Below are 18,059 nucleotides of genomic sequence, written 5' to 3'. Positions count from 1 at the left end.
TTGATCCCACACCAACGGGCAACGATACTATCTCGGCTGACCGGGCGGGTTTAGCTAGGTGACGCCAGAAACCCAGCGGAGATCGCCTGTTGCTGGTCAACTTTTACAGCATAGGCTGCCAGAGCGAGCGCTGGAATCGGCCCGGCGGGCGATCGTTCCGGCTGTGGCGAATTTTACGCATGAGAGGATAGCCGTGCATCTTTTGCCTTTCGATCTCATATCAATTCCGTCACGGCCGGAACGATCGAGCTTTGGTTTTTAGCCAATGGAAACAAAAGATCGCTTTAATCAAACAAGGTGGTTTGAGAAGAACTTGGCAGCGCTGAAATAACACGAATTCGATTAGTGGCCTCTGCCTGTGAGACAGTTCGACCCCACTATACCGCAAGCGGTTGGTGATGCGTACTTCTCCTAACCTGCATCTTTCTTTGTGAAAAATACTTGCAAAATTTTTGACATCGTGCTAACGTTAAAAGGTTTGAGACTTAACTTCAATAGAGGTAAAACCCCGCAGAATGAAACAATTGGGAACCCATCTGGTCGCTGATGCTTGGCAGTCTCCTGGAGACCTGCTCAACGATCCTGAACGTATCCGCCGCGCTATTCTCGATGCGATCGAAGCCGGAGGAGCTACTCTCATCGATTTGTGCGTACACCAGTTTAGTCCTCACGGAGTGACAGCTACTGCTACTTTGGCAGAGTCCCATATAGCAATCCATACTTGGCCTGAACACGGTTATTTTGCTGCAGATTTATTTTTCTGCGGAGCCGGCGACCCTCACCGAGCCATGAAGGTGCTACAGACAGCTTTGGAAGCTAAACAGGTAAAACTCACTGAGTTCACGCGCGGTTTCGAGCCAGGGGTGGGAATCGTAGGTTCTGCTTGTGAAGAGCAGTATGCCCCTCGTTCAGTAGAAACGATTGCCGCCAGAGGATGATGGCCAATTAGCGTAACTTTGAACAATTTATGCTAGGTTTTGTTTAAAATCCCACGGCTTGAGCCGTGGGATTCTTGTTGGAATTTACTTTTTCATTAATAAAGGGCGGACAACTAAATAACCTGCACCGAAAGCTGCAATCACAATCAGAAAAATCGCGATCGCCAACCACAATCCGCTTAAATCTGAGGTTTTTTTGAGTTGAGATCGCACACGGTAAGGAGTTTCTGGCACCTCTGTAAATAATTTTTCGGGAAGTGGCTGCGGCATTGAGGTGGCTGTTGGCTCCGGTTCCGGTATTGGGAAGGGGAAAGCCACTGTCTGAGGTGGTTGAGGTATGGCAGAGTTAGTCTGCGAGGTTACAGGTGGTGGGGGCGGAGGTTCAATGCTGAAATTGAATTTGACTGACGGCATTTGAGGCATTCCTGTCTGGGTGACGCTCTGAGCCGAGTTGACTACTTGCTGTAACTGTTGGGATACTTGAACTACTGTTTCTACTTCTCGCCGCAGTTGTTGATTTTGTTGGACTAATTGCTGATTGTGGGTTTTGAGGGAGTCCACCATCGCTTGGGCTGCTTGGAGCTCTGCCGTGACTTCTCGATAGAGGGAAATCGGTACCGATGGAGAGTAACTATTTGAGTTTTCAGGGGAAGTATTGTCAGATAAGGTAGTATTTTGCATAATTGTAGATGGCGAGGGTGAACTTGTTTTAGTTTAGCCTGAGACTATTTGCAATTAGATCGATCGCAACAAAATTCGTCAAGATATTTGTTACAGATATTGAACGTAAATTTAATTTAATGTTACAAGTTTTTGGTCAATCGCTATGAACAACTACGCACCGGAACAAACTATGTCGCAAAAGTCAAGCACCGAAGAAATGAAATACGGCGAACGCCAGATTTTGGAAGGGGAGTTAATTACTTTCCCGAATCCGCGAGTCGGGCGGCGCTACTCGATTAACATCACTTTGCCGGAGTTTACTTGCAAGTGTCCGTTTTCTGGCTATCCCGATTTTGCGACTATTCACGTTACTTACGTGCCAGACGAGCGGGTGGTAGAGTTAAAAGCGCTCAAACTCTACGTTAACAGTTATCGCGATCGCTACATTTCTCACGAAGAATCGATCAATCAAATTTTAGACGATTTTGTGGCGGCTTGCGCGCCGCTGGAAGCGACGATTAAGGGCGATTTTTCGCCACGCGGGAATGTCCACACCGTGATTGAGGTGTCGCATCAGAAGTAGGTGCAGTCCCTGTGAGTGTCCGCCCGCTTGAACTGCTTTAGCGGGTAGGTATCTCATCGGAGAGAGATTCTAATGACATAAATTGTTTGACATTTAATATTTCAATCAACACCAGTTCTCCGCTGCTAGAATAGTGCAGAATCATGTTTCCTTCATCTTCGGCATAGGCGATCGGGCAATCGGAAATTTCGATCAGCATCGCATCTACATCTTGGCTGTATCTAATCTTTTTCATATCTTGACTTTCTAGAATCTCTCTTTTTAGTAATGCGTGTTAACTGAACTCAATCCTTTTTATCACATTTATTTCCTGTTTAATTATCCGTTTTTTACCTGGTGTAAGGTGCGCCTAGCGCACCCTACGGTTAGTTTTGATTCGCTAGAGAAGTCGGCGCTATTTCGCTCTTTTCTTCCTCTTTTTTCGATTCTGCCAACTTGTCCAAAATCTCCACAACTTCTCTCTCAAAACTCACCTGAGCGCGATTTGTGCGCCCGCCGACGTATAGTTTGCCGTTGGTTTCCAAAGCCCAAATCTGCGAGTGAGACAGATAGCTCATCAGCACGCTAAGCATCAACAACCCAAAGCCAGTATAAACGATCGGAATACCCGGATCGGCTTTAATTTGCAATCCCGTACTGCCTACAACTTCGTCAATTGTCAGCATGACTCCGTTAACTTCTACCGCCGTGCCTGCGCGAACTGTAGTTAACAATTTGCCATCCGTACCGTACACTAACATCGTTCCTTGCAAGTCTTTTGCTAGCAGAGAAACTCCCGCACTCAAATCGGGTTTTGTGGGAATCCAAGCACCCCAAATTCGGCCTTTACCTTGGGTGTCTAGCTGAGCCATTGGCAATTGTAAAACCGGGCTTTTGTTGAGGCGAACTCGCACGGCGGCTATTGCCCAATCTGCTTGATAAAAAGTGACTCCCCGGTATCTGAGGGGCTCGTTAACGTGAATGGTTTTGCGATCGACCTCTTGGCCTGTTTTGTCCAAAACTGACAGGTCAGAGTAAAATTGGTCGATTCCGCCTTCGGGAGTATAATCAATCCAGAACCGATTAACTCGCATCGACCAATCCTTCGGTATTTGCGGCCCGGCCCAAGGCCCCGCATCCAGGATATTCTGCACCTGAAATGTTTCGCCACTGGGAACAATTTCTTGACCGAGAAATCCCGTCATTGCGCCCCATATCGACCCAGTTAAAATAATTAGCATACTGGCGTGAACAATAATCGGGCCGATTTTACCAATTATTCCCTTGCGGGCATAAACTTTTTCGCCTTCTCGAAATATGCGGTAATTTTTTTGCTGCAAAAGTGGTTCTAACGAACTTAAAGCAACTGTTTCTAATTCCGCACTGAGAGCTAATTTTTCAAACTGCTTTGGTTCTTCATAAAATTTCCAGCGGCGGGCGGCTTTTAGTGCGGGAAATTGTCGGGTAAATGTACAAGCTGTTAAGCTGCTGCCGAACAAAATGAGGATTGACAAAAACCACCAAGTGCGGTATACGTGGTCAAGTCCTGCAATTAGCACAACTTTCCAAGTTAGGAAGCCGAACAAAGCGGGGTGTTCTGGATAGTTAGATTGGTAAAAGGGTACTGATTGGCCTTGTTCGATGACAGTGCCAGAAATGCTGAAAAATGCGATCGTCAGCAGCAAGATAATTGCCAGCCGCAAATCTGCTAGCACCGGCAAGATTTCTCGCTTGAAAAACCTTTGAGGGGCTGTCGCCCAGTTTGAGAGTTTTGATAGAAATACTTCTTTTGATGTCATTGGTAATTATGGAGGAAGTTCGGCAACGAGCAATGTACGGGATGTAACGGATGGAAGGAAGTTCGGCAACGGATTGTGTAACGGATGTAACGGATGGAAGAAGGGAGAAGGAAGAGAAAGGAGGGAAAAAAAAGATGAACCCAATATTATTATTTTTATTGAAAAAGTTTCAATCAATTTTGAATTCTTTCTCTTTTCTTTCTTTCTTCCTTCGTGTTCTTCGCGTCTTCGCGGTTCGTTAAAAAAAACTTAATTCACGCATTTCGTAGTGATTGCCATATCTATAAATAAGGGCTGAAGCCCTGAGTACGAACCTTACGCGGGAAGTATCCGGGAAAGCAGGGAGAAAACACCAAATCCTACTAGCAAAACGCCGCTAAAAGGCGTAATCCAACTCGACCACCGACGTAATTCTAACAACTTTTTAATGCTAGCAGTAAAAGTACCTGCTATAATCAGCGGAGCGACGTAGCCAGCAGCGTAAAACAGCAGCAACACACCACCTAAAACTGTATCTCCCGTTTTGGAAACCCAAGCTAAGAGTGTAGCTAAAACCGGCGTGCTGCAGGGAGACGCTACTAAACCAAAAGTTAAGCCCAATAAGTACGATCGCACGCCCGCCGGCAAATCTTTCGGCACCCACCCCACAGCGTCGAAAGACGGCAGTTGCAAAGGTAAAGCTTCGAGTAAATTCAGCCCCATTAGAATAGCAATAATGCTGACAAGAATCGGCAAACCCACGCCAATTTTCCCGTAAACTTGTCCGGCAAATGATGCTACAATACCTAAACCCGCAAGGGTGGTGGCTAATCCCAGGGAAAACCACGCAGACTGGGCGGCAGCTTGCAGGCGGCTTTTTGCTTCGTATCCGCCGATGTAGCCGATCGTGATCGGCAACATGGAAAGCATACAGGGTGTTAAGCTCGTTAGCAACCCTGCCAGAAAGATGACTCCGACGCTGACTAAACTGAGGTTTGTCAGTTGAGTATTTACTAAATTATTAGCAAATTGTGCGAGTTCGTAAAGTTGAGTTTGCAGGGTTTCCATCAGTCGATTTTAGATTTTAGATTTTAGATTTTAGATTGACTCACAGCCCATCGATTTTAGATTTTAGATTTTAGATTATTAGATTTTAGATTGACTCCACAGCCCATCGATTTTAGATTTTAGATTTTAGATTTTAGATTGACTCTACAGATGAATCTGGGAGTTTCAACTAAATACCTAATATTTTTGCTCTTCACGACTCCTGTCGGGGGCTTGTAGCCCTAGGCAGGTGACTTCAGGTTCGGGGGTGTTCTGGCTTTGTTGAAAATTGTAACAGATGCGCGCAGGTTCGGTTTGAGATTTTAGATTTTAGCGATATTTACTGGTTGGGAGTTAAAAGGTCGATCGCACCCTGGTTTAAATTGATATCTTGACCGCAAGCATCCAGGATACAAGCCCCCGGATTCATTCCTTCGCAGACTCAGGACCCAGAAATAAAAACCTGTATCCGATAAAGGAGCCCCCGAATTTATCCGTGGGGTCAAGGCTTCAATCTAAAATCTAAAATCTAAAATCTAAAATCGATTGACAGCCTCCTCAACAAGCTGTTGGCAACGGGCGCAGCTACACCCGATAATTCATTCACTGCGAAATCAGCCCGAAAGCCTGTTGTTGAAATTATTCAAGCAGACTTTAATTTTACTCTACTGTAAATTCAAGCCACTTTCTTCATTAATAGACCCGTCCGGCATTATTGCCCCTGCCAGCACCGCACCTCTGAGATTTGCTCCCGTTAAAGTAGCACCTTCTAAATTAGCATTGCTCAAATTTGTGACTTGTTTGGAACCTCGGAAAAAGAAGCTGTGCAAGTCAGCACCTCTCAAATTACTGTCGGCTAAATTAGCATATTGCAAATCAGCACCGTGCAGCGTCGCATCCGTTAAATTAGCTTCCGTGAGATTGCTTCCCCAAAGTCGAGAATCTAAGACATTAGCATCTTGTAAATTGGCGCGGCTCAGATTTGCCAAAGTCAGATTAGCATCCCACAACTTCGTGCCGTTGAAATTAGCTTCGGTCAAATTGGCTCGACTGAGATCCGTGCCTAAAATCTCAGCATTTGCTAAATTAGCGCCACTGAGGTCTGCACCAGAAAGGTCAGCATTTTTTAAGTTAGCACCGGACAAATTAGCACCGGACAAATTAGCGCCGGACAAATTGGCTTCTTGGAGATTAGCTCCCCGCAAATCGACAGCGCTCAAATCGCATTGCTTCCAGAGAAAGCTGACGCACCAATTATCTTTTAATAGGTGACTCAAATCCTCCCCATTCGCGGCCATCACAGGAGGAGTTAAGTAGAGAGTGAACAGGACGATCGCCAATACGGCCGCGAAGAAAATTTTCAACCTCATAACTCTTTTCATTGACACTAATTTGCGCCATTAATTATTGATGTCTAATCAAAGCATAGCAAATAATCTGCAACTTTCCTCAGCAAGATTACTCAAAAATATTAGTAATTTGTGGAACAGGCCGGAAAGCCTGTTAAGCGAGAATGGTGCTCTGGGCGTGAGTAAAAACCGGGTTTAAGATGGCCGTGTTCGATGGACAAATCCCGATCGAATATCGCTACAAAGTAATACTTGCTGCGGGCAGTTGCGATCGCTCCCCCAGGGGCCTACCTGCAAACAATCCCGGTAGGAACTGCTCACTATGGGAAGAAAGAAACCGCCAAGCTAGCCTGAAAACCTTATATTTAAAGGGTTGTAGACGCATTTGTTCACAATTGCGATCGTCATCACTAACTAAGCCCAACTTTCATCACACAACTCAAGCCCCAGCATCACCAAATCTCATCAAACTTATCACGTTCCTGAGACTACGGATATCACTGTCAGTAGCTGAAGTATGGAGGAAAATAAGTGCATACAGTTGAACACCACTCCTCCCATGCCTACTATCCCCCTTCTCCCAAGCCAATTAGTTGTCACAACTATTTTCAATTCGATCGAATCTTTGGGATTCACTAATATTGCAGGCAAAGTATTTCCGGGGGAGCAAGCTGAATCCCGACAAGAGGCAAATTTAAAAGTTAGTACCCAAAAGTTTTACACTCAGGGTTTAAAAAATCTCGAACAACAAGACTTGCACGGCGCTATTAAAAATTTTACTGCCACAATTAACATTAATCCGCAATTCGCGTCAGCTTATAACGATCGCGGTGTGGCCCGCTACAAATTAGGCTACAAGCAATCGGCGATCGAAGATTTAACTACAGCCATCGAACTCAATCCTTACCGAGCCAAGTATTACAGCAATCGGGGGTTTATGCTGACTGGTTTAAAAGATTATACTGCGGCGATCGCAGATTACAACTCGGCACTGCTGCTGAACCCCAATTTAGCCCAAGCTTACTTTAACCGAGGTGCTATCCGCCTGCAAATGGAGAATTCCCTGGCAGCACTAGCTGATTTTGAGTCAGCAATTCGCCTCGATAGCGATTTTGCTAAAGCTTACTTTAACCGAGGAGTGATTAGATATAAATTGAGAGAGGTTCAGGGAGCATTTGAGGATTTTCAGAAGGCGGCAGGGCTTTTTAAGCTGCAGGGGAGAATGGATTCTTATCAAGATGCGGTTTCTAAAATTAGCCAGCTATGGTATTAGTTGAATTGGGGAATTGGGAATTGGGAATTGGGAATTGGGAATTGGGTAAGGTGCAGCGCACCTTACACCTCTAGTTAAAGTTAGCCAATTCTCAAGGCTGCATCGGTAGGTTGAGGGTTAGGAGCACTAGGAATCCTAGATAAAGGAATTGCAAAGGCTGCATTTTGAACAGAGGCGACGGTAGCATTTTGTACCACAGTAGAAGCCGCTGCCAAGTTAATTACAGTATTGCTTCCAGATTGAGTGAATGTAGTATCGGATAAATTTCCTGTCAAAGCAATGCGATCGCCTTCCTCTGGTCTAAAATCAACTATTGTATGACTTGTCGGGGGTAGGGTAATAAAAGGAAGAGAAGCAGGATCTACTCCGAGCAAAACAAAAGTATCTGCACCACTACCTCCTGTGAGAGTATTGTTGCCTGTATCTCCAATCAAAATATCATTGCCATCACCACCAATTAAGATATCATTCCCTTGACCGCCTCGCAAAAAGTCGTTACCAGCATCACCATTGAGAATATCGTCAGCGAAATTGCCAATCAGAATATCGTTGCCAACACCTCCGCTAATGGAGTCGTTACCTTTGCCGCCTCTGAGAAAGTCGTCACCCGCTTCGCCCGTGAGGGTATCGTTGCCTTGGCTGCCATTAATTGCATCATCCGTGGGTGAACCGAGGATCGCATTGTTGCCGCTACCTCCCACTACACCGCTGGGATTTTGCTGAGAGTCTTGGGAAGTGACTTGATAGTTATTGGTGGTGTTTGACAGTCTGAGCGCTCGCAAAGATAGATTTACGAAATTGGTACTATTGATTAAAGCGTTAAGCGCATTAACATCGCTAACTATGCTAGAAACCCGACTGGGAACGATTCCTTGAACGACTTTTGCAGTCGAAATGCGATCGCCCTGCTGCACCGCATTCACCGTTTCAAAACCTTGAATAACGTTGCCAAAAACAGCATAATTACCATCCAAAAATGGCAAATCATCCAAAGCAAAATAAAACTGCGAAGAAGCAGAATTCAAAGCATTAGAACGAGCCATTGCCACAGCCCCGCGAGTGTGCGGCAACTGCGGCGTCTGGGTTACAACTTGGTTGTAAACAGGTTGCGCGGCCCCTTGTGGCTTAATTTCCAAAGGAATAAAACGCGGCTGATTGGTATCCGGGTCAATAAAATTACCCGTTCCCAATTGACTTGCGGGAATTGTCGTATCTCTGCTGCGCGGATCGCCTCCTTGCACCACAAAAGGCTCTGGCTGGCGCACAACTCGGTGAAACATCACCCCGTCGTAAATGCCACGTTCAACTAAGTCAACAAAATTTCCCCCAGTAATCGGGGCATTAGTGCCGTCTACTTCGATCGTAACGGGTTGACCGTTAATTACCTGGACTACTATAGCTTTGCCTGTTAACGGGAGTGCAGCGCTCATGGGTAAATTGCTATTTGAGTGAGTGATCGTTGGGTTTTAGAAGCAATCCGCGAATTGCCCTTACCCATTTAATCAGAAAACTGTAAACTTGTCTTAAGTACAGTTCTACTTCTAAATTTATGATGTCCCGTCGCAAGTTTTTTAGCACTTTATTGGCAATTTGTCTAGTTGTTCTAAGTTTCAATTTTGCCACACCTGCATTGGCCCTCGGTGGCAAGCTTCCGACGCTGAATGAAGCGGCACCGGATTTTAGTTTGCCGACAAACAGCGGCGAGGGACAAGTCTCCCTGTCCGATTATCGCGGTAAGTGGCTGGTAGTCTATTTTTATCCGAAAGACTTTACATCGGGATGTACGATCGAAGCACGGAGATTTCAGGAAGACTTGCCGAAATACTTGGCAAAGAATACTCAAATTATCGGTATTAGCGCTGATGATGTCAACTCCCACGCGGAATTTTGCGATTCGGAAGGTTTAAAGTTTCCGCTGTTAGCTGATACGGATGGTAAAGTGAGTAAAGCTTACGGTTCTTGGATGAGTTTTATCTCGGCGCGGCACAGTTTTATTATTGACCCTGAAGGCATTTTGCGGGAAACTTTTGTGAAGATTAATCCGGCGATTCATTCTAAAGAAGTGTTTGCCCGTTTGGGGGAATTGCAGGCTAACGGGTAATACCATTTTAGATTTTAGATTTTAGATTGGAAGAATTGGGAATGACTGAGGAAGCTTGTGTTTGTAGTAAGGACTAAAATCCTCTGAAAATGCAGATGATTTTAGTCTTCACTGCAAACGTTATCAGGTTGATTTGGGAGCATCTCATATTTGTAAAAATACTTCTTCTGGCTCCTTCCTTCTGCCTCTTTCCTTCTGCCTCTTTCCTTCTGCCTCCTGCCTCCTGCCTCCTGCCTCAAAACTCCAATTTCTAGCGGAGGGCTGCAAAGGTGAGATGCTCCCGTTGATTTGACCTCACATCTTGCACCATTCTCAATCAATACGCTTGGGTTAAAACTATTTATTCCGGGCTATATCCCCCTCGCATACCCCCTACTCCCCCTGATTGTTGGGGAGTAGGGGTTGACTTTGAGTAATTTCTTGTCCCACCCCCTACTCCCCTTCGTAGGGGCGGTGCCAAGAGTGCCCGCCCTAGGCGCCGGGGGATCGAGCTTAACCCAAGCGTATTGCATTCTCAATAATCCTTTTTTGGGTGGGTTCTCCTGCCCAACCCCTACTCCCCACGAGAAAATCTACTCTTTGTGGAACGGGCAGGAGAGCCCCTTATTGACAATGGTGCAACATCTCAGTTTTACGGGAAATGATGGCTGGTAACGTGACAAGCAATATCAGAGTAAATTTAAAATCTAAAATCGCCTGTCATGCCATATTCAATGAGAATTAAACTTGCTATTGACTGCAAGAGGCTCCGAAGAAGATTCAGGCTCTGAAAATTTTCTATTTCTGCTAGCAAGGCGGCGTTCCGGGTCAATTCCCTCGAAGGTTGGCGGCAACCAAACTCGGACTACCAACAACACTCCCAAAACCAGCAAAAATGCGCCTGTTGATAATATTTGAACCCAGGGAGTTTCCAGCACTCCCCGCACGATAACTTCTCGCAAAACAGATACTATACAAACTTCCACAGCCACACCTATCGAAACCCGCTGCTCTTGTAAATAAATAATTAGCAGGCGAAATAATTCCACCAAAACCAATAAGAATAGAATGTCGGCAGTGACTTCCTGGAAATTCAAAGGAGGTAGCAGCGAGAAGAACATTTCTCGCAGTTCGAGCACCATGAAACAAAACAAACCAATACATAGGGAAATTACAATTAAGTCTTGGACTGTTTCCAGAGCGGTGACGATTAATTGAAGATTCAACCATTGAGGGGGGTGACTGGACGAGTTGTTTAAACGCTTTTCCATTGACAGCTCCTGCAACTTGTTTGACTTCCTTACAGCTTAATTGAACTTAGGTTAATCTTTGACAATTTACAGGTTTAATCTATTTATCAGTCTCATAAAATTTCGCTCGGTTGACAATTTCACACACACTTTTATTTGCCACCCCGGTGGCTTGACATTTAGTGATACTTTATGCTATGTGAAACCTGCAATAAGTAGCTTTGATATCTAAAAAATACAAGTCTGAATGCTGGAATGCCCCAACTGCTATAAAATATGAAAATTGTAAAGAATTATTTACCACAGCTTGATAAACTCAAGCTAGCGACTCTCGGCTTTAATCATACAAAAGCCGGAAAGTTAGCCCAAAAACCAAAAGTAATCCAGAGAGGATTGAACACAATGGCATTTGAACTTGCACCATTACCCTTCGCCGCTGACGCCCTAGAGTCAGGTCATATGTCGGCCAACACTTTTTCGTTCCACCACGACAAGCACCACGCTGCTTACGTGACCAATCTGAATAAACTGATTGAAGGAACTGAAATGGCGAGCAAATCCCTTGAAGAAATTGTCAAGGAATCTGCTAAAGACCCATCCAAAGCTGGCATTTTCAACAATGCAGGTCAAGTTTGGAACCACAATTTTTTCTGGAATTCCCTCGCACCGGGCGGCGGTGGCACTCCGACAGGAGCTTTAGCTGAGAAAATCAACGCCGACTTCGGCAGCTTCGACAAATTCAAAGAAGAATTTAAGACTGCTGCGACAACTCAGTTCGGTAGCGGCTGGGCTTGGCTGGTTGTGGACAACGGTACTTTGAAAGTTACCAAAACAGCTAACGCTGACACCCCCGTAGCACACGGTCAAACTCCGTTGCTGACTTTGGATGTGTGGGAACACGCTTATTATTTGGATTTCCAAAACCGCCGTCCCGACTACATTACTAATTTCTTGGATAATTTGGCTAACTGGGATTTCGCAGCAGCAAATTTGGCTGCGGCTTAGTAGCATCTTAGTTTGAGGACTAAAGTCCTCACTACAAACTTTATCGGTTTGTAGTGAGGACTTTAGTGGTGATGAATGAGAATTATTTAACCTGACATCTTGCAGCAATATCAATAAGAGGATTTTTCGTGGGGTCGGGCGGGTTTATAGAACCTATTTGCAAGCTTTAAGGCTGTTGGCGAACCCGCCCCTACGGCTAATTGAGAATGGTGCAAGATATCAGTTTAACCAAACTTGCTATTAAGCTGTTCGGCATTTAAAAGACGATTGTAGGGTGCGGAGCGTACAGAAGTGTTTCCCGCATAAGCGCGTAAGTGTTCACTCCTGACGCACCATACAAGCCTCGTTAGTGGTTTAAATGCTCCACAGCTTAGCAGACAAAAACAGCTTTCAACATTCCTTCGTCTCGGTCTGGTTGGAGTTCAAATCCTAGTTTTTTACAGAGGCTCTGCATCTGGTAGTTGCTATTGAGAATGTAGCCAACGATCGCCTCTAATTTCTCTTCCTGACCAATTTGCAGCATCCGCCTCAATAATTCTGTTCCCAAACCGCGCTTCTGATAGCTATCGCTAACGATCAGCGCAAATTCGGCTTGGTTTGTGCCGTGGAGTTTGCTCAGACGCGCTACTCCCAAAACCCGGTGTTCTGAGGTTTCCGGGTCTTGACGATCGGCTACTAACACCATTTCCCGATCGTAGTCAATAAAACAAATCCGGGTCAAACGTTCGTGAGCGATGCGGTGCTTTAACTTTACCATGTGAGCGTAACGCAAATACACGCTCTCTTCGGAAAGTTCTTTGTGGAAGAGCACCATCAGCGGCTCATCTTCTGGGCGAATGGGACGGATGGTGAGGGGACGATCGCCGTTTGTTGACCATGTTTGAACGTATTGCGTAGGATAGGGGCGAATCGCGGGTGAAATGCGGTTTTCTGTTGTCTGGAGAACAACGCGGGCATCAAGAGCGATCGCACCTTCAGGAGAAACCAACAGCGGATTAATATCAATCTCGGAAATTTGAGGTTGCTCTACAATCAGTTGACTGAAACGAACTAATAACTGTTCGAGTTGTACCAGGTCAATTGCCGATCGACCGCGCACTCCTTGCAAAGCTTTATAGATGCGAGTTTGCTCCATCATCCGCCGCGCTAGGGTGGTATTTAAAGGCGGAAGGGCGAGCGATCGATCTTGAAAGACTTCCACTAATTGTCCGCCGGAACCAAACAGCATCACCGGCCCAAATTGTGGGTCAATACTGCTACCCAAAATTAGTTCATAGCCTTCCAAATGCACCATCGGCTGCACGGTTACGCCAAGAAACGCTGCAGGATCGATCGCCCGTACCCGCTGGGCGATCGCCTCAAAGGCACTAATTACAGCGTTAGCATCGCCTAAATTTAGTTTTACACCCCCCACATCGGTTTTGTGAGTAATCGTCTCAGAATGGAGTTTTAGCACCACTGGATAACCGAGGCGATCGGCAATTTCCACAGCTTCGGCCGCACTTGCTGCAATTTCTGTCGCTACGGTGGGAATGCCGTAAGCAGCCAGCAACTGTTTTGATTCGTACTCGGTTAATAGAGTGCGATTGTTTTGGCCCGCGGCAGTCAAAATCTTCGCAGCAGTCGCACACCCGGAAGTCTCGATTTCGCAATCAGCGGGGAGAGATGGCGTTTCGTAGATAGCGCGCAGGTTGTATGTGTACCGCCACATATAGTTGAATAACCTGACGGCGGTATCGGGATAAGGGAAAGTCGGAATATTTGCCTGATTGAGAATTTGCGTTCCCGCTGACACTTCCACACCGCCCATCCAGCTTGCTAATAAGGGCTTTCCGAGTTTGCTGTAAGACTTGAGTTTTTCTGCGGTTTGGGTGGGATTTGTCATCGCTTGTGGCGTCAGGATGACCAGCAATCCGTCACTATTGGGATCGGGAGCGACAACTTCTAGAGTTTTGGCGTAAAGATCGCTACTAGCATCGCCCAAAATATCGATCGGGTTGTGATGACTCCACTGAGGGGGCAAAAACTCATCAAGCTTCTGCACCGTCTCCGGTGACAGATTTGCCAGCGCACCGCCGTCGCTAATTAAGGCATCAGTGGCGATCGCCCCTGGGCCTCCTGCATTGGTGACGATCGATAGGCGGTTGCCCTGCGGTCGCGGTTGCTTGGCCAGAATTTCTGCCATGTCGAACAAATCGGAAATCGTATGTACGCGCAACGCGCCACAGCGGCGGAAAGCAGCGTTAAGCACGTCATCGCTACCGGTCAAAGCCCCCGTATGGGAAGCGGCGGCTTGGGCGGCGGCGGCGGTACGTCCTACCTTGAGAATGATGATCGGTTTGTCGATCGCCACTGGGCGGGCGGCGGACAGAAACGAACGAGCATCACCCATAGATTCCATGTACAAAACGATACTGTGGGTATGGGGATCGTCCCCGAAATACTCGATCAGATCGCCCCAACCGACATCAAGCATAGAGCCGATCGACACAAAAGCGCTAAAACCGACATTTTCCCCCAAACTCCAGTCGAGAATCGAAGTACAGAGGGCGCCGCTTTGACTGATGAAGGCGACATTACCCGGACGGGCGATCGTACCTGCAAAAGTAGCATTGAGCCCAAGCACAGGATTCATCACCCCGAGGCAATTTGGGCCGATAATCCGCATTCCGCCCCGACGCGCCTCGGCCATAACTTGCTGTTCTAAAGCCTCCCCAGCCGCGCCAATCTCTTTAAACCCAGCAGAAACAATAATTGCCCCTTTCACCCCAGCAGCGATACATTCGCGGATCACTTGCGGCACCCCAGCAGCAGGCGTAGCAATCACCGCCAGATCCACTACTTCCGGGACGCTAGCAATGTCAGGATAAGACTTGAGTCCCAAGACGCTGTGGCGCTGGGGATTCACTGGAAAAACTGTTCCGCCAAACGGATTCCGAATCAAGTTCCACAGGAGAGTTCGTCCGACGCTTCCTTCTCTCTCTGTTGCGCCGATTACAGCCACGGAGCGAGGCCGAAAAATCCGATCGAGCGGATGACGCTGTTCTTTCCAAATATCGTGAGCCCGATCGCTCGCAGTGCTTTGATTCATTGAATTTATCTGCATAGTACCCTACTTCAATTAATCAGCAATTAATATTGCTCTGCTTTCGATAACAATCACCGAATCAAATCCGAACTCTTTTTCGGCTTTTTCTTCATCTTTCTCTCGTGTTCGCGGTTCGTGACCCAAAAATCTCATTGCCCGTTGCCGACCTACCCGCCCTTAAACAACCTTTCCGTTGTCCAAGTGTTAGTTGGGGAGCCAAGTTTGTCAGAGCTTCCTCAACAATAATTCAAGAGGATGCTCTGCCTACTATCTATCTTAATTCTTCCCACCGAATTAGCAAGTCAACTTTTGTAACAAATAGCGAACTGAGGATTTAAAATAGTGAAATTAAATATATACTAGATGTAGTGGTCGAAGAAGAAAAGATCGATCGCTAACAAAAATTTGAGGGGAAAGCAAGCTATGTTTGCAGAATGGCACGGCTTTACTGAAGGCAACTGGACAAACGAAGTCAACGTCAGAGACTTCATCCAAAAGAATTACACCCCCTACGAAGGGAATGCAGAATTTCTCGCAGCACCAACAGAAAAAACCCAGCAGCTTTGGCACAAAGTCCTGGAACTAATGAAGCAAGAGCGCGAAAAAAGTGTATTGGATGTTGATACAAAAGTTCCCACATCTATCACGGCTCATGCAGCAGGATACATCGATCGCGACTTAGAACAAATAGTAGGTTTGCAAACAGATAAACCTTTGAAACGCGCGATTATGCCCTTTGGCGGAATTCGGGTGGTCAAGGCAGGTTTAGAAGCTTACGGCTATCAGCTAGATGAGCAAACAGAAGAAATATTTACGAAATATCGCAAAACTCATAACGATGGTGTATTCGATGTTTACACGCGCTCGATGCGTCTGGCGAGACGTTCTGGTATCATCACAGGTTTGCCAGATGCCTATGGACGCGGGCGGATCATCGGTGACTATCGGCGCGTTGCTTTGTACGGTGTCGATCGCCTAATTGATGATAAAAAAACCCAGCAAGAATCACTCGAACTAGAGGCGATGGACGAGGCAACAATTCGTTTGCGCGAAGAGTTATCCGAGCAAATTCGGGCCTTGTTTGAGTTAAAAGAAATGGCGGCTAGCTACGGCTTTGATATTAGCCGTCCGGCGGCAAACGCACGAGAAGCTGTCCAGTGGGTGTATTTTGGCTACTTGGGAGCAGTGAAAGAACAAAACGGGGCAGCGATGTCTCTGGGCCGCGTATCGACGTTTTTAGACATTTATTTCGAGCGCGATTTGCAAAGTGGCGCGAGTTCCGAAGTGGAATTGCAAGAACTGATCGACCATTTTGTAATGAAACTCCGCATGGTGCGGTTTTTGCGGACTCCCGACTATAACGCTCTGTTTTCTGGCGATCCAACTTGGGTAACAGAGGCGATCGGCGGTATAAGCACTGACGGTAGAACATTGGTAACTCGTAACAGTTTCCGATTCTTGCACACCCTGTCAAACCTCGGTACTGCACCAGAACCAAACCTCACTGTTTTGTGGTCGGAAAACTTGCCGGAAAACTTCAAAGAATTCTGTGCCAAGGTATCCAGCGATACGAGTTCGATTCAGTACGAAAACGACGACTTGATGCGTCCTCAATACGGCGATGATTACGCGATCGCCTGTTGTGTTTCTGCCATGCGAATTGGCAAGCAAATGCAGTTTTTCGGCGCGCGAGTTAACTTGGCTAAGACTTTGCTCTATGCGATTAACGGCGGTAAAGATGAGAAGTCCGGCGACCAAATCGCGCCGCAGTTCCCACCGATTACTACCGAATATCTCGATTATGACGAGGTAAGAGCCCGGTTCCACGACATGATGGCGTGGTTGGCAAAAACGTATATCAATACGTTGAATGTCATTCACTATATGCACGACAAATACTGCTACGAACGGCTAGAAATGGCATTGCACGATCGCGATGTTTACCGGACAATGGCCTGCGGAATTGCCGGACTCTCTGTGGTGGCGGACTCCCTATCGGCGATTAAACACGCTAAAGTTAAGGTGATCCGCAACGAGCAAGGTTTGGCAGTGGATTACTCGATCGAAGGAGAATATCCCAAATATGGCAATAATGACGATCGTGTAGACAGTCTAGCCATCGAACTTGTGCAAAGCTTCATGAACGAAATTCGCCAGCACAAAACCTACCGTGGGGCTGTAGCGACTCAATCGGTACTAACGATTACCTCTAACGTAGTGTACGGCAAAAAAACTGGTAGCACTCCCGACGGACGTAAAGCAGGCGAACCCTTTGCTCCCGGTGCTAACCCGATGCACGGCCGAGATTCCTGTGGGGCGATCGCATCCTTATCTTCTGTAGCAAAACTGCCTTACAGTGATTGTCAAGATGGCATATCGAATACTTTTTCGATTGTACCGCAGGCCTTGGGCAGAATGGAGAGCGATCGGACTAATAACCTAGTTGGTCTGTTAGACGGTTACTTCCACGATGGCGGCCATCACATCAATGTTAACGCCCTCGATCGGCAAACATTACTAGATGCGATGGAACATCCAGAAAACTATCCCCAGCTAACAATTCGTGTCTCCGGTTATGCGGTTAATTTCATCAAACTTACCCGCGAACAACAATTAGATGTGATTAAACGGACTTTCCACGAGCGCGTCTAAATCCCAGCAGAAAAAACTCGGCGGTTTCAACCGCTCAAGAGTCAAACTTTCATCCGAACAGAGGGGGACTGAAGAAGCTGTTAAACAATTAAGCTCAATCCCCCCTAGCCTTAAGAAAGGGAGAACCGGAAACTCGGAAAATCCCCCTTCGTAGGGGCGGTGCCCCCGTGCCCGCCCTTGGCCAGGGGGAGCGAGCCTCGGCTATAAACAAGAGATCCGAAAAGTTTTCCGGCTATTGTTAAGCCCGCCCTCCCCCTCATATCAAATCCGTTAGCATCGGAATAGTAAATTCGAGTTCACAGTCAACAGTCAACAGTCAACAGTCAACAGTCAACAGTCAACAGTCAACAGTCAACAGTCAACAGTCAACAGTC

Annotated in this window: 15 protein-coding genes; 7 read left to right on the top strand and 8 right to left on the bottom strand. The window is 46.6% G+C overall.

Annotated features, from left to right (window positions below):
* Positions 1-58 precede the first annotated feature (58 nt).
* Together QUB35_RS06985 and speD are read left to right on the top strand one after the other, a co-directional pair.
* Entirely contained in the window at positions 59-262 is a 204-nt protein-coding gene (locus tag QUB35_RS06985; RefSeq protein ID WP_333140617.1) for a hypothetical protein, read from the top strand.
* A gap of 253 nt (positions 263-515) precedes the next feature.
* Positions 516-938, top strand: a complete 423-nt coding sequence (speD, locus tag QUB35_RS06980) for an adenosylmethionine decarboxylase (RefSeq protein WP_190743421.1) — start codon at positions 516-518, stop codon at positions 936-938.
* A gap of 84 nt (positions 939-1,022) precedes the next feature.
* On the opposite strand, the gene QUB35_RS06975 is transcribed toward speD, so the two are convergent.
* Complete coding sequence (locus QUB35_RS06975) at positions 1,023-1,619, bottom strand: hypothetical protein (RefSeq protein WP_333140615.1); 597 nt, start codon at positions 1,617-1,619, stop codon at positions 1,023-1,025.
* A gap of 145 nt (positions 1,620-1,764) precedes the next feature.
* Here QUB35_RS06975 and queF point away from each other — a divergent pair, with 145 nt between their 5' ends.
* A complete protein-coding gene (queF, locus tag QUB35_RS06970) occupies positions 1,765-2,184 on the top strand; it encodes a preQ(1) synthase (protein WP_006633986.1) in 420 nt (139 codons plus the stop codon).
* Between the two features lie 37 nt (positions 2,185-2,221).
* On the opposite strand, the gene QUB35_RS06965 is transcribed toward queF, so the two are convergent.
* The 4 genes from QUB35_RS06965 to QUB35_RS06950 all read right to left on the bottom strand — a co-directional run bounded on the left by QUB35_RS06965 (position 2,222) and on the right by QUB35_RS06950 (position 6,370).
* Entirely contained in the window at positions 2,222-2,419 is a 198-nt protein-coding gene (locus tag QUB35_RS06965; protein ID WP_333140612.1) for a DUF2283 domain-containing protein, read from the bottom strand.
* Positions 2,420-2,549: 130 nt separating this feature from the next.
* Positions 2,550-3,962 (bottom strand): cytochrome c biogenesis protein, encoded by a 1,413-nt coding sequence (locus tag QUB35_RS06960; protein ID WP_333140610.1) that lies wholly within the window; start codon positions 3,960-3,962, stop codon positions 2,550-2,552.
* 315 nt (positions 3,963-4,277) lie between these two features.
* On the bottom strand, positions 4,278-5,009 hold the full coding sequence (locus QUB35_RS06955; RefSeq protein ID WP_445252019.1) for a cytochrome c biogenesis protein CcdA: 732 nt from the start codon (positions 5,007-5,009) through the stop codon (positions 4,278-4,280).
* A 644-nt stretch (positions 5,010-5,653) separates the two neighbouring features.
* The gene (locus QUB35_RS06950; protein WP_333140608.1) at positions 5,654-6,370 is read right to left on the bottom strand and encodes a pentapeptide repeat-containing protein; all 717 of its coding nucleotides are present in this window, start codon (positions 6,368-6,370) and stop codon (positions 5,654-5,656) included.
* Between the two features lie 526 nt (positions 6,371-6,896).
* Between QUB35_RS06950 and QUB35_RS06945 the strand changes: the two genes are divergently transcribed.
* Positions 6,897-7,610 (top strand): tetratricopeptide repeat protein, encoded by a 714-nt coding sequence (locus QUB35_RS06945; RefSeq protein WP_333140606.1) that lies wholly within the window; start codon positions 6,897-6,899, stop codon positions 7,608-7,610.
* An 80-nt stretch (positions 7,611-7,690) separates the two neighbouring features.
* Here QUB35_RS06945 and QUB35_RS06940 read toward each other — a convergent pair whose 3' ends face one another.
* Complete coding sequence (locus tag QUB35_RS06940) at positions 7,691-9,040, bottom strand: peptidylprolyl isomerase (RefSeq protein ID WP_333140604.1); 1,350 nt, start codon at positions 9,038-9,040, stop codon at positions 7,691-7,693.
* A gap of 119 nt (positions 9,041-9,159) precedes the next feature.
* Between QUB35_RS06940 and QUB35_RS06935 the strand changes: the two genes are divergently transcribed.
* Entirely contained in the window at positions 9,160-9,711 is a 552-nt protein-coding gene (locus tag QUB35_RS06935) for a peroxiredoxin (RefSeq protein WP_333140602.1), read from the top strand.
* Positions 9,712-10,421: 710 nt separating this feature from the next.
* On the opposite strand, the gene QUB35_RS06930 is transcribed toward QUB35_RS06935, so the two are convergent.
* Positions 10,422-10,961, bottom strand: coding sequence for a phosphate-starvation-inducible PsiE family protein (locus tag QUB35_RS06930; protein ID WP_333105942.1), 540 nt, complete (start codon positions 10,959-10,961; stop codon positions 10,422-10,424).
* A 381-nt stretch (positions 10,962-11,342) separates the two neighbouring features.
* Between QUB35_RS06930 and QUB35_RS06925 the strand changes: the two genes are divergently transcribed.
* Complete coding sequence (locus QUB35_RS06925; protein WP_333140780.1) at positions 11,343-11,945, top strand: superoxide dismutase; 603 nt, start codon at positions 11,343-11,345, stop codon at positions 11,943-11,945.
* Between the two features lie 370 nt (positions 11,946-12,315).
* Here the strand turns inward: QUB35_RS06925 and QUB35_RS06920 are convergent, their stop codons facing one another.
* Positions 12,316-15,036 carry a bifunctional acetate--CoA ligase family protein/GNAT family N-acetyltransferase gene (locus QUB35_RS06920; RefSeq protein WP_333140599.1) on the bottom strand — a complete coding sequence of 907 codons (2,721 nt, stop codon included), beginning with the start codon at positions 15,034-15,036 and terminating at the stop codon, positions 12,316-12,318.
* 420 nt (positions 15,037-15,456) lie between these two features.
* Between QUB35_RS06920 and pflB the strand changes: the two genes are divergently transcribed.
* The gene (gene pflB / locus QUB35_RS06915) at positions 15,457-17,685 is read left to right on the top strand and encodes a formate C-acetyltransferase (protein WP_333140597.1); all 2,229 of its coding nucleotides are present in this window, start codon (positions 15,457-15,459) and stop codon (positions 17,683-17,685) included.
* Positions 17,686-18,059 lie beyond the last annotated feature (374 nt).

This window comes from Microcoleus sp. B13-B6 (assembly GCF_036705405.1).
Lineage (GTDB): Bacteria > Cyanobacteriota > Cyanobacteriia > Cyanobacteriales > Microcoleaceae > Microcoleus.
This window is presented reverse-complemented; position numbering and strand designations above follow the sequence as displayed.